Source organism: Glycomyces sp. NPDC047010 (assembly GCF_040644205.1).
Lineage (GTDB): Bacteria > Actinomycetota > Actinomycetes > Mycobacteriales > Micromonosporaceae > Glycomyces.
In genome coordinates this window covers 167,383-179,027 of sequence record NZ_JBEYVY010000001.1, presented here as the reverse complement: position 1 = coordinate 179,027, position 11,645 = coordinate 167,383, and the positions used below count along the sequence as shown (strand labels likewise).

The 11,645-nt window shown below is 70.8% G+C and carries 12 protein-coding genes and 1 pseudogene; 9 read left to right on the top strand and 4 right to left on the bottom strand.

Features of this window, described 5'->3' with window-relative positions; all coding sequences use genetic code 11:
• Positions 1 to 21: 21 nt before the first annotated feature.
• Positions 22 to 402 (top strand): annotated as a pseudogene (locus AB0A65_RS00835) (DUF2269 family protein); the annotation flags it as partial.
• Between the two features lie 66 nt (positions 403 to 468).
• Here AB0A65_RS00835 and AB0A65_RS00830 read toward each other — a convergent pair.
• Together AB0A65_RS00830 and mca are read right to left on the bottom strand one after the other, a co-directional pair.
• The gene (locus tag AB0A65_RS00830) at positions 469 to 1,053 is read right to left on the bottom strand and encodes a YqgE/AlgH family protein (RefSeq protein ID WP_359944115.1); all 585 of its coding nucleotides are present in this window, start codon (positions 1,051 to 1,053) and stop codon (positions 469 to 471) included.
• A gap of 266 nt (positions 1,054 to 1,319) precedes the next feature.
• The gene (gene mca / locus AB0A65_RS00825; protein ID WP_359944112.1) at positions 1,320 to 2,171 is read right to left on the bottom strand and encodes a mycothiol conjugate amidase Mca; all 852 of its coding nucleotides are present in this window, start codon (positions 2,169 to 2,171) and stop codon (positions 1,320 to 1,322) included.
• 208 nt (positions 2,172 to 2,379) lie between these two features.
• On the opposite strand from mca, the gene AB0A65_RS00820 reads away from it, so the two are divergent.
• Positions 2,380 to 2,823, top strand: a complete 444-nt coding sequence (locus AB0A65_RS00820) for a DUF4307 domain-containing protein (protein WP_359944109.1) — start codon at positions 2,380 to 2,382, stop codon at positions 2,821 to 2,823.
• A 132-nt stretch (positions 2,824 to 2,955) separates the two neighbouring features.
• Entirely contained in the window at positions 2,956 to 3,450 is a 495-nt protein-coding gene (gene greA, locus AB0A65_RS00815; RefSeq protein WP_359944106.1) for a transcription elongation factor GreA, read from the top strand.
• A 47-nt stretch (positions 3,451 to 3,497) separates the two neighbouring features.
• Here greA and AB0A65_RS00810 read toward each other — a convergent pair whose 3' ends face one another.
• Positions 3,498 to 4,775: an ABC transporter ATP-binding protein gene (locus tag AB0A65_RS00810; protein ID WP_359944103.1), complete on the bottom strand. Its 1,278-nt coding sequence runs from the start codon at positions 4,773 to 4,775 to the stop codon at positions 3,498 to 3,500.
• 403 nt (positions 4,776 to 5,178) lie between these two features.
• Here AB0A65_RS00810 and ilvA point away from each other — a divergent pair, with 403 nt between their 5' ends.
• The 5 genes from ilvA (at position 5,179) to AB0A65_RS00785 (ending at position 8,635) form a co-directional block, all read left to right on the top strand.
• Positions 5,179 to 6,393, top strand: coding sequence for a threonine ammonia-lyase (gene ilvA / locus AB0A65_RS00805; RefSeq protein WP_359944100.1), 1,215 nt, complete (start codon positions 5,179 to 5,181; stop codon positions 6,391 to 6,393).
• 3 nt (positions 6,394 to 6,396) lie between these two features.
• Complete coding sequence (locus AB0A65_RS00800; RefSeq protein WP_359944097.1) at positions 6,397 to 7,086, top strand: uracil-DNA glycosylase; 690 nt, start codon at positions 6,397 to 6,399, stop codon at positions 7,084 to 7,086.
• 22 nt (positions 7,087 to 7,108) lie between these two features.
• Positions 7,109 to 7,336 (top strand): hypothetical protein, encoded by a 228-nt coding sequence (locus tag AB0A65_RS00795; RefSeq protein ID WP_359944094.1) that lies wholly within the window; start codon positions 7,109 to 7,111, stop codon positions 7,334 to 7,336.
• Between the two features lie 3 nt (positions 7,337 to 7,339).
• Positions 7,340 to 7,621 (top strand): hypothetical protein, encoded by a 282-nt coding sequence (locus AB0A65_RS00790; protein ID WP_359944091.1) that lies wholly within the window; start codon positions 7,340 to 7,342, stop codon positions 7,619 to 7,621.
• 246 nt (positions 7,622 to 7,867) lie between these two features.
• On the top strand, positions 7,868 to 8,635 hold the full coding sequence (locus AB0A65_RS00785) for an alpha/beta hydrolase (RefSeq protein WP_359945538.1): 768 nt from the start codon (positions 7,868 to 7,870) through the stop codon (positions 8,633 to 8,635).
• A 231-nt stretch (positions 8,636 to 8,866) separates the two neighbouring features.
• On the opposite strand, the gene AB0A65_RS00780 is transcribed toward AB0A65_RS00785, so the two are convergent.
• The gene (locus tag AB0A65_RS00780) at positions 8,867 to 10,174 is read right to left on the bottom strand and encodes a hypothetical protein (RefSeq protein ID WP_359944088.1); all 1,308 of its coding nucleotides are present in this window, start codon (positions 10,172 to 10,174) and stop codon (positions 8,867 to 8,869) included.
• A gap of 339 nt (positions 10,175 to 10,513) precedes the next feature.
• Here AB0A65_RS00780 and chvE point away from each other — a divergent pair, with 339 nt between their 5' ends.
• Positions 10,514 to 11,602 (top strand): multiple monosaccharide ABC transporter substrate-binding protein, encoded by a 1,089-nt coding sequence (gene chvE / locus AB0A65_RS00775; RefSeq protein ID WP_359944085.1) that lies wholly within the window; start codon positions 10,514 to 10,516, stop codon positions 11,600 to 11,602.
• Positions 11,603 to 11,645: the final 43 nt, after the last annotated feature.

Below are 11,645 nucleotides of genomic sequence, written 5' to 3'. Positions count from 1 at the left end.
ATATGTCCTTAAGATCACAGTATGCACACGTTGTTGGTGGTCCTGCACGTGCTGGCCGTGGTCGTCTGCGTCGGCCCGGCCATGCTCATGCCGTGGCTCGGGGAGCGCGGCCTGCGCGAACGCGACGGCGACCGCGTCCACCAGGCCGGGCGCCGCACCATGCTCTTCAACGCGCTCACCCTGGTCGCGGCCCTGTTCGGGGTGCTCGCGACGGCCACCAGCGACCGCTACTCCTTCGCCGACGCGTGGCTCATCATCGCCTCGACCCTGTACGTGGTCGCCGTCGTCAACGGCGCGGCCGTCATCCCCGCGGTGCTCGCGCGCATCGGCAAGGAGCTCCAGGACGCGCACGGCGTCATGGACGGGGAGCTGCTGGAGCAGCACCGCGGCCGCCTCCTGGCCCTCTCCGGCCTCAACCTCGTCTTCTACACCGCCGTCGTCATCCTCATGGCCTGGCAGCCGGGAGCGTTAGTTCATGGCGGGGTCGGAAGGGAAGTGCGCGACCGCGGACAGCATGCCGCCCTGGCGCTTCCACACCATCGACCACAGGTCCTCGGGGCTCGCGGAGAACGGGTCGGCGGGGAGGGCGTCGAAGACCATCCACGCGCCCGCCTCGATCTCGGACTCCAGCTGGCCCGGCGACCAGCCCGCGTACCCGGTGAAGACGCGCATGCCCTCCAGCAGCGGTGCGACCTCGTCGGGGTCCCGGGACAGGTCGAGGGTGCCGAGGCGCCCGAGCACGGGCCGGAACGCGTCGGAGAACGGCGCGTCGGCCTTGCGCCAGCCGAGCCCGATCGCGGCGTCGGGCTGGACCGGTCCGCCCTCGAACAGGACCGCCGGGTGCCCGGCGAGCACCGCCCACTGGTCCAGGTAGTGCGCGACTTTGCGTTCGGTGGCGCGGTTGAGGACCACGCCGAGCACGCCGTCGGACTCGTGCCCGACGCCGATCACGACGGTGCGGTCGAAGTTGGGGTCCTGAAGACTCGGCGTGGCGACGAGGAGACTGCCCACGAACGACCTCGTCCGCGCCGGCGTTGTCTCGCGGCTGACCATGGCTCCACCTCCGTTCTGCGCCCGCCTCAGCAAGGAGTGCTCGGGGTCCTGGGTGCGGCCCGGTTTCACCCGCACGGTATCCCGCGGGAGCGCGCTTGCAGCAAGGTTCTCGCACTTTCCGGAGAATTACACCGTGGTGTCGGGAGCCCGACAGTTGTTTCCTCACTGAGGGTGCGCGGGAGGGGACGATCCGCCGTCGGAGACGTCGTCGCAAGTGGAGAAAGAGGCCCCAGGTTCCCCTGGGGCCCAAGTGGTTCAGATCGGCGCTACCGGAGACCGGCGAAGAGGTCGTCCTCCGGCAGGCGCGACTCGATGCGGGACTCGACGAGCTCGTAGTCCTCGGTCGGCCACGCCTTCTCCTGGATCTCGCGCGGCACGGCGAACCAGAACCCGTCCGGGTCGACCTGGGTCGCGTGGGCCTTCAGGGCCGCGTCGCGGATCTCGAAGTACTCGGCGCACTCGACGCGGGTGGTCACCCGCTCGCCCTTGTCGCGGGTCCAGTCGCCGGCGTCCATCCACTCCTTGTACGGGGAGTCGAGGCCCGCGTCGACCATCGCGTAGTGCAGGGCCTCGATGCGCGCCTTGCCGAAGCCGTGGTTGTAGTACAGCTTCAGCGGCTGCCACGGCTCGCCGCGGTCGGTGTAGCGCCCGGGATCCCCGGCGGCGTCGAAGGCCGCGACGGAGATCTCGTGGGTCTTGACGTGGTCGGGGTGCGGGTAGCCGCCCTCCTCGTCGTACGTGGTGACGACGTGGGGCCGAAACGAGCGCATGACCTCGACCAGCGGCGCGGCCGCCTCCTCGGTGGGCACCAGGTAGAACGCGTCCTCGGGGAGCGCGATCCCGGAGTCGGGGAGCCACCCGTCGGGCAGGCCCGAGTCGGTGAACCCGAGCCAGTGCTGCTCCACGCCCAGGATCTCGCGGGCGCGGGCCATCTCCTCGCTGCGCACGCGGGGGAGGTTCTCCTGGATCTCGGGGCGGTCCATCTTCGGGTTGAGGACGTCGCCGCGCTCGCCTCCGGTACACGTGACCACCAGGACCTCGATGCCTTCGCGCACGTAGCGCGCCATCGTCCCAGCGCCCTTGCTCGACTCGTCGTCGGGGTGGGCGTGCACGCACATCAGACGCAGGGTGCTTCGGTTCGTCACAGCAGTCGACCTCGCTGGCTGGGAGACAGGGATCCTCATCGCTCGGACCGACTCGCGCACCGCGGTAGTTGTCGGCTCCGGCATTCTGTGCAACGATACTCGATAATCAATGCTTCCCGGTTTCTCCCGGAATCCGGACTCCCGGCGGCGAAGCCGCTGATCGCGAAGGAAAGCCGCGCCAATGACTGAGACGCAGACCACGGACGGACGCGTGCCGGAAACGGCCCCAGTGTCCTTCCCCGACGGTCGCTACGGTCACCGCCGCGAACCCTCCAAGCGCCGCCCCGGAGTGACCGCCGCCTTCACCGTCGGCGTGGTCGCCGCGGGCGTCGTCGCCGCGTGGCTCCTCATGGAGTCGTACGGCCAGGACGAGGTCTCCGAGCGCCTCCTCGCCTACGACGACTCGGTCGCCGGCCAGGTCGCCGTCACGTTCGAGGTCTACAAGCCCGCGGGCGAGGGCGCCACGTGCGCCGTCCGCTCCCGCGACCTCGCCGGAGCAGAGATCGGCTACGCCGAGGTGGAGGTCCCGGCCGACGGCTCCACCCGCGTGGAGATGACCTACGTCCTCCCGGTGGAGGGCGACGTCAACACCGGTGAAGTACTGAGGTGCTGGCAGGCCGACTGAACACAGACTTCCGGCCCGTCGCACCGCATTCCGGTCGGCGGGCCTTTCGCTATCCGGGGCCCGCGCCCGGCACGCGGCGCGCTGAGGCGGGACCCGCACTACGGATCGCACTAATCGGAGGATTGAGAACACATGGCTACCGACGCTAACCAGGGCACCTGGCTGACCCAGGAGGCCTACGACCGCCTCAAGGACGAGCTGGACGAGCTCGTCGCGAACCGACCCCTCATGGCCGCGGAGATCAACGCCCGCCGCGAGGAGGGCGACCTCAAGGAGAACGGCGGGTACCACGCCGCCCGCGACGAGCAGGGCAAGCAGGAGGGCCGCATCCGCCAGCTCGAAGACCTGCTGCGCAACGCGAAGGTCGGCGAGGCCAAGGACTCCGACGAGATCCAGATCGGCACCGTCGTCACCATCGCGTTCGACGGCGACCCCGACGACACCGAGAAGTTCCTCCTCGGCTCCCGCGAGATCAGCGCCACCACCGACCTCACGGTGTACAGCCCGGACTCCGCGCTCGGCGCCGCGATCCTGGGCCACAAGATCGGCGAGACCGTCGTCTACAAGACCCCCAAGGAGATCGAGATCTCCGTCAAGATCGTCGAGGCCGAGAAGTTCCTCGGTTAGCCGCTTGCACGAACGGGGGCCCTCCGCGGAGGGCCCCTTCGGCGTTCCTACGCGCGCTGGGTCCAGCCGACGTCGATCCGCTTGCCGTACTTGTCGAAGTAGTGCAGCGCGTCCATGTGGACGGCCACGGTGATCGGCTGCCCCGCGGACACCGGGATGTGCGGAGGGAGGCGGAACACGAGGTCCGCGGGCTTGCGGATGGGGCCCGAGTCGTGGTCGCCGCGGCGCTCGGCCGGGGCCTGCCCGAAGCCGGAGAACAGGCCGCCGAGGCGCCGCCGCGGCTTGGAGCCCGAGCGCGCCAGGTCCGGCTTGTCGCCGATGCCGTCGGGGACGACCGCCGTCGCGCCGATGTCGAGGAACACGAGCGTCTCGTGGCCGTGGTGCTCGTAGAAGCGGACGCGGCCCTGGATCGACTGGCCCGGGTGCCCTTCGGCGACCGGCGCGAGCGCCTCCGCGCGCATCCCGACGACGATGTTCTCCCCGTGGTACCGGGCCACGGCCCGCCCGCGCAGGTCGTGCCATGGCAGGCGCAGCTCCTGGTCGCCGAAGTCCAGCGCCACGTACCGGTCGAGGAAGACGTTCACGCGCGCTTCGAGGAGGTTCATGCGCGGGGTGCCGAGGAACGCCGCCACGTACATGGTCGCGGGCCGCTCGTACACCTCGTCGGGGGTGCCCACGTCCTGGAGGACGCCCTTGCGCATGACCGCGACCCGGTCGGCCATCGTCAGGGCCTCGGTCTGGTCGTGCGTGACGTACAGGGTGGTCGCGTCGTGGCGGCGCACCAGCGAGGAGATCTCCGTGCGCAGCTCCGCGCGCAGGCCCACGTCCAGGTTGGACAGCGGCTCGTCCATGAGGAACAGCTTGGGGCGGCGCACCAGGGCCCGGCCCATCGCGACGCGCTGCTGCTGGCCGCCGGAGAGCTGGCTCGGCTTGCGGTCCACCAGGTCCGAGATGCCCAGGGCCCCGGCCATGTCGCCGACGGCGTCGGGCACGGACTGGGCCCCGTTGCCCTTCCCGAGCTTGAGGGGGAACCCGATGTTGTCGCCGACGGTCATGTGCGGGTAGAGCGCGAAGGTCTGGAAGATCATGGCGGCGTTGCGTTCACGCGGGGGCAGGTCGTTCGCGTACTCGCCGTCGAGGAGGATCTCGCCGTCCGAGGGCGTCTCCAGGCCGGCGACCATGCGGAGCACGGTGGACTTGCCGCAGCCGGAGGGGCCGAGCAGGACGAGGAACTCGCCGTGGTTGACCTCCATGCTCAGCGAGTCCACGGCCAGGGTGTCGCCGGGGAACACCTTCGACACGTTCTTCAGCGTGACAGCAGTCACCGTTGACTCCAGGGTTTCAAGGGGATGGACAAGGCGGGTCGGGGCGCCGCGGTCCCGCGGCGCGGTCGGGCGGCGCAGTGGTGCGGCGGCGCTGGGCGGGCGGCCGGTACGTGTCCCGCGAGCTTCGCCACGGTTACGGTATGACTGCTCGTAGCTTAAGCCTTCCGGTCTCCCTGGGTAACGGGGGTCACCCGCTGTTTCAGTAGTGCGGTCACGGGAGGTGCAGTCCGATTCACCACGCGTGCGACCTGGGGTTTCGATCCCCGAATGAGACCGCCCAAGAGGGATCGGAATCGACATTTCGGTCGCTGGCAACCGTTTTCGGGGCGTTCGGGAGAAGCACGGAACCGGCCCCGGAACCATGTGCGGACACCGTCCGCACCGCGGGCACTACGATCGAGGCGTGACGGAGCTCGTGACCCTTACCGACGTCCGCAAAGCCGCGGACGCGCTCGCCGGGATCGTCCGGCGCACCCCGCTGGAACCCTCCCGCGACCCGGTCCTCGACGGGGTCCACCTCAAGTGCGAGAACCTCCAGCGAGCCGGATCGTTCAAGATCCGCGGCGCCTACATGCGCGTCTCCGGACTCAGCGAGGACGAGCGCCGACACGGCGTCGTCGCCGCCTCCGCGGGCAACCACGCCCAAGGCGTCGCGCTCGCCGCCTCGACCCTCGGCATCCGCTCCACGGTGTTCATGCCGGAGGCCGCGCCGCTCCCGAAGGTCGCCGCCACCAAGGGGTACGGGGCCCAGGTCGTCCTCGGCGGCCTCACCGTGGACGACGCCCTCGAATCGGCGCACCGCTTCGCCGAGGAGACCGGCGCGACACTCATCCACCCCTTCGACCACCGCGACATCGTCGCCGGGCAGGGCACCATCGCCCTGGAGGTCCTCGAACAGCTCCCCGAGACCGCCACCATCGTCACCTCCGTTGGCGGCGGCGGGCTCATCGCCGGGATCGCCGCCGCGGCCAAGCAGCTCAAGCCCGGCATCCGCATCATCGGCGTCCAAGCCGAAGGCGCCGCCTCATACCCGACGTCCCTCGCCGCCGGGCGCCCCGTGAAGCTCGACAAGATGCACACCATCGCCGACGGCATCGCGGTCGGGCGCCCCGGCGACGTGCCGTTCGCCCACGTCGAACGCCTCGTCGACGAGATCGTCACCGTCACCGAGGAGGACATCAGCCGCGCGCTCCTGTCGCTCCTCGAACGCAACAAGCTCGTGGTCGAGCCCGCCGGGGCCACCGCCTACGCCGCGCTCCTCAACTACTCCGTGGCCTACGACGAGCCGTGCGTCGCCGTCCTCTCCGGCGGCAACATCGACCCGCTCCTGCTGATGCGCCTCATCGAACACGGCCTCGGCGCCTCCGGCCGGTTCATGCGCGCGAGCCTGCGCTGCGCTGACCGCCCCGGCGCCCTCGCGACGGTCCTGCGCCTCGTGGGCCGCTACGGCGGCAACATAGTCGACGTCTACCACCGGCGCTCCGACCCGCGCCTGGGCGTCGGCGAGGTCTCCGTGGACCTCTCGATCGAGACCCGCGGTTCCGAACACGCGACCGAAATCGTTGCGGCCCTGCGCGACGCGGGGTACTTCGTGTCGGTGGAGGGTCCTAGCATCTGAGGCATGACGAAAACACTCGACGAACTCATGGAACCCGGCTGGGCCAAGGCCCTCGCCCCCGTCGCCGACGACGTCGCCAAAATGGGGGAGTTCCTCCGCAACGAAGTCGCCGAAGGCCGCAAGTACCTCCCGGCCTCCGAGAACATCCTCCGCGCCTTCCAGCAGCCCTTCGACGACGTCAAGGTCATCATCGTCGGACAGGACCCCTACCCGACCCCCGGGCACGCCATCGGCCTGTCCTTCGCCGTCGCCCCCGACGTGCGCCCCCTCCCCAAGAGCCTCGTCAACATCTTCAACGAGTACCGCGACGACCTCGGCCACCCCCTCCCCGCCAACGGCGACCTCACCCCCTGGGCCGACCAGGGCGTCCTGCTGCTCAACCGCTCCCTGTCCGTCGCGCCCGGCACCCCGGCCTCGCACCGCGGCAAGGGCTGGGAGTCCGTCACCGAGCAGGCCATCAAGTCCCTCGCCGAGCGCGGCGGCCCCGCCGTCGCCGTCCTCTGGGGCGCCGACGCCCGCAAGCTCAAGGACCTCCTCGGCCCGATCCCCTCGATCGAGTCCGCGCACCCGTCCCCGCTGAGCGCCCGCCGGGGCTTCTTCGGCTCCAAGCCGTTCAGCCGCGTCAACGAGCTGCTCGCCGAGCAGGGCGGTGAGCCGGTCGACTGGAGGCTCCCGGCCCTGAACGAGGGCTGAGCGGCCGGGATACGGTTGGACCGTGGGAATCGAGATCCTGGCACAAGAGTTCGGGCCGGAACGCGACCAGGCGATGGCCGGGCCGCTCGGGCTGTTCGTGACCGTCTTCCTCGTCGTCGTGACGATCTTCCTCATCCGAGGGATGAACAAGCACGTCAGACGGCTCAACGAGCGCGTCGCGCGCGAGGCCGCCGCCGCTGAGGCGACGGCCGCGGCGACGGCGACCGAAGACGACGCCAAACCCGCTTAGACCGTGCCCCGAAAGAACCGCCGCCGGGAGTCACCCCGGCGGCCGACCTCCGGCGCCCAGGACCCGAGCCTCGTCGAGGGTCCGGGCGGGCCCGTCCGCGTGCGCCGCATCCCCGGCGCGGGCGCCGAGAAGGTCTACCGGTGCCCCGGCTGCGACCTTGAGATCCAGCCGGGCACACCGCACGTCGTCGCGTGGGCCGACGACGGCGACGGCGACGACCGCCGCCACTGGCACACCGGCTGCTGGAACGCCCGCGACCGCCGCATGCCCGGCCGCTGGCGCTGACCCCGATCGGGGCCGGGAGGGTTGCGCCTGGTCGGACCACCCGATCTGACCCCGATCGGGTGACACTTGGGCCGCCGGGGCCGGTTCTTGTCGGACCCGCGGGCGAATCTGGGACCTACCTTTCCCCCGGGAGGGTGGGGGCTCGGGATGGTCGGCCCGGCGCGGCGAGTGGTGCGACACAGCGGGTGGCCCCGCACCCGCCGCGGCGGGGATAATTCCGGCGTGGCTGTCATCAGATCCGCGAGCATGCTCCCCGCCAGACGCGAGGCGCTCACGCTCCACACCGCCGACGGGCTCGAACTCGTCGGCGAACTCGCCCTGCCCGCCGACCGCGAGCCAGTGGCGACCATCGTGTGCGTCCACCCGCTGCCCACCCACGGCGGCATGATGGACTCGCACGTCTTCCGCAAGGCCGCCTGGCGCCTCCCCGCGCTCGCCGACATCGCGGTGCTGCGCTTCAACACGCGCGGCACCGAGTCGCAGCAGGGGAAGAGCCAGGGCGCGTTCGACCACGGCGTGGGCGAGCGCTTCGACCTCGCCGCCGCGGTCGAGCACGCCGAGTTCGCGGAGCTGCCGCGGCTGTGGCTGGTCGGGTGGTCCTTCGGCACCGACCTGGCCCTCAAGTACGGCCTGGAGCCGGGCGTCGAGGGCGCGGTGCTCCTCTCCCCGCCCCTGCGGTACTCCAAGGAGGAGGACCTGGAGCGGTGGGCCGAGGACGGCCGCCCACTCCTCGCGCTCATCCCCGAGCAGGACGACTACCTCCAGTACCCGGAGGCGAAGCAGCGCTTCGCCGCCGTGCCGCAGGCCGAGGTCGTGGAGATCCCCGGCGGCGGCCACCTCTGGGTCGGCAAGGCCGAGGAGGCGTTGGACCGCATCGTGTCCCGCATCCTCCCCGACCACGGCCCGCTGCCGACCACTTGGGACGGACCGATGGAGCGCGGCGACACCTCCGCCTACGCGGACAAGACCGTCGCCGCTTTCGGCGGCTTCCTGCCGAAGCCCGAACGGGACTGACCCTCACGCTCTACACGGGACCTGAAGCGGCCTTCAGGCGGCTTCAGGTCCCCTTCAGGTTCACCCCTGCACCATTGCCTCCACGCCCGGCGGAACCCGCCGGACCGAACGGAGGAGGCAGGACATGACGAACCCCGGACGCGGACCGATCGCGAACGGCCCCAACCGATCCAGCGCGAACGGAGCCGCCGCGCGGCCCCGGGCCTCAGGCCCGCGGACCCGCCGCCGGGCTCAGACGCATTCGAGGAACTCGATGATGCTGGGGGGCATCGCGGTGTCGGTGCAGCCGGTGACGGCCACGAGGTCCTCGCCCTCGATGCGCCAGACGCGGCGCTCGGTCGAGCCCTCGCCGTCGCCGCCCGACCCTCCCGGATAGTCCACTGTGGCCGCGACATAGCCGCCGCCGTCGGCGCACCAGCTCTCCACCACTTCGCCGTCGTCCAACTGCTCGCTGATGCGCATGCCGAGCACGGCCGGATCGGTGCAGACGGTGCCGGTGCTCTCCGGATTGGTCGCAGCATAGGTCGCGAGGGCGGCCCCGCCGAGGAGCGCTCCCGTCAGGGCGATGCCGGCGGTGGCGGTGGCGATCGACCGCAGGCGCGGGCGCAGGCCCACCCGCTCGCGGCCGGGCCGGTACGGCGCCAGCTCGGTCGAGACCGCCACGGTCACGGGGCGCAGCCCGCGCCGAGGGAGGAGGCCCGCCGCGACTGAGTCGGGGCGCGGACCGGGGGCGAGCGGGCCGCCGAGGGCGATGCGGGTCAGGTGCTCGCGGAAGACGTCGGCAGTGGGGCGCCGCCGGGGGTCGGGGCTGAGGGCGGCCCCGATGAGGTCGGTGAGGTCCGAGACGACGCCGGGCACGTGCGGCACGGGGGCGGCGCGCAGCAGCGGGTCGGCGGCGTCCTCGCGGGCGTGGCGAACCCACGGCAGCCGCCCGCCGAGGGCGGCGTAGAGGACGGTGGCGAGCGCGTACACGTCACCGGCGGGACTGGCGGCGACCTCGCCCGCCACGGCGGCGTCGAGGTGCTCGGGGGCGGTGTAGGGGGAGGGGGGGAGGGGGGCCGCCAGGACGGGGGCGGTGACGTCGTAGGCGGTGAGCTGGAGGTGGTGCCCGGAGCCGGCGAGGATGTGCGAGGGCTGGATCGCGCCGTGGATGAGGCCCGCGCGGTGGTACACCGCGACGGCGTCGCTCAAGGCCACGCCGAGGGCGCGCACCTGCCCCGGGGGCATGGGCCCCTGTTCGGCGAGGAGGTCGGCGAGGGTGCGGCGCGCCGTGCCCACCGCGAGGTACGGGCGGCCGTTCTCCGTCAGGCCGACGGCCGAGCTGGGGGACAGATGGGGATGGGCGGGGAGGCCGGTGAGCTTCGCGGCCCATTCGAGGAAGACTTCGCGCCGGGAGCCGTCGACGCGCTCATGCGCGACGGTCACGCACAGGAGGTCGGCGGGGTCGGCCGCAACGGTGCCGCTGAAGACGCTGCACACCGCGTCCCGGTGCAGTAAACGGTCCACGGCGGCGGGTCCGACGGTCTGGGTGCTCGACATCCTCACCTCCTCAGGGGGTCCGCTGATCGGTGTCGTGATTTGGCACTAAATGTGAGGCTATCCCATCCGATCGGTCGAGCGGTAGTCGGCCATACGGATGTGGCACGAAAGGGTGACCACACCGGTACTCACGGTCATATTCTCAAGAGCGGCCGGAGTCCGATGTGCCCTGTGGGGAGCGAGTGTCGGAATTCGGTGAACTGGAAAAGCAACGATTCGGACACGAGACGCATCCGCTGTTGACGGTTGTGGAAAAACGTTGAACTATCGAATCCGTCTTGACCCCAGGGCGACGTCGGTCATGCCCCGGCAGCGCCCGGTACGAAGGAGTACTAACAGATGAACGTCAACCGACGCCACCTGCTTACCGGATCCATCGGTGCCGCCGCCGTGGCCCTCGTAGCCTCCGCCTGCGCCTCCGAGGACGGCGACTCGGGTTCGAGCGCTGGCAAGAAGGTCGGCATCGCGATGCCCACGAAGACCTCCGAGCGCTGGATCCTGGACGGCGACAACCTGAAGGCCTCGTTCGAAGACCAGGGCTACGAGGTGAGCCTCCAGTACGCGAACGACGTGGCCGCCGACCAGGTCTCCCAGATCGAGACCATGGTGGGCCAGGGCGTCAACGTGCTGGTCATCGCCGCGATCGACAACAAGTCCCTGAACGGCGTCCTGGCCCAGGCGAAGGAGGCGGACGTCACCGTCATCGCCTACGACCGCCTCATCCTGGACACCCCGGACGTCGACTACTACGCGAGCTTCGACAACACCAAGGTCGGCACGCTCCAGGGCACCTACATCGCCGAGAAGCTGGGCCTGGCCGCGGGCGAGGCCGGTCCGTTCAACATCGAGCTGTTCGCGGGCGCGTTGACCGATAACAACACCAAGTACTTCTTCGGCGGTGCGATGGAGGTCCTCCAGCCCTACATCGACGGCGGCCAGCTCGTCGTCCTCTCGGGCCAGACCGACCTGGAGCAGGTCGCCACCGAGAACTGGGACGGCGCCGTCGCCCAGGACCGCATGGAGACCATCCTCACCTCGTTCTACACCGCCGGCCAGAAGGTCGACGCCGTGCTGGCGCCCTACGACGGCATCAGCCGCGGGATCATCGCCGCGCTCGACGGCCAGGGCTACACCACCATGCCGATCGTGACCGGCCAGGACGCCGAGGTCGACTCCGTGAAGTACATCGTCGCGGGCACCCAGGCGATGACCGTCTACAAGGACACCCGCGCCCTCGCCGACGTCACCGTCGACATGGTCGTGGCCGTCCTGGACGACAAGGAGCCCGAGGTCAACGACGAGACCACGTACGACAACGGCGACCACGTCGTCCCCGCGTACCTGCTGGAGCCGGTGAGCGTCGACGCGACGAACTACCAGGCCGAGCTCATCGACTCGGGCTACATCGACGAAGCCGACCTGGCCTAGCCGACCCGCGAGACCCTTCCTCTCGGGGGCGCCCCGCCCGCCC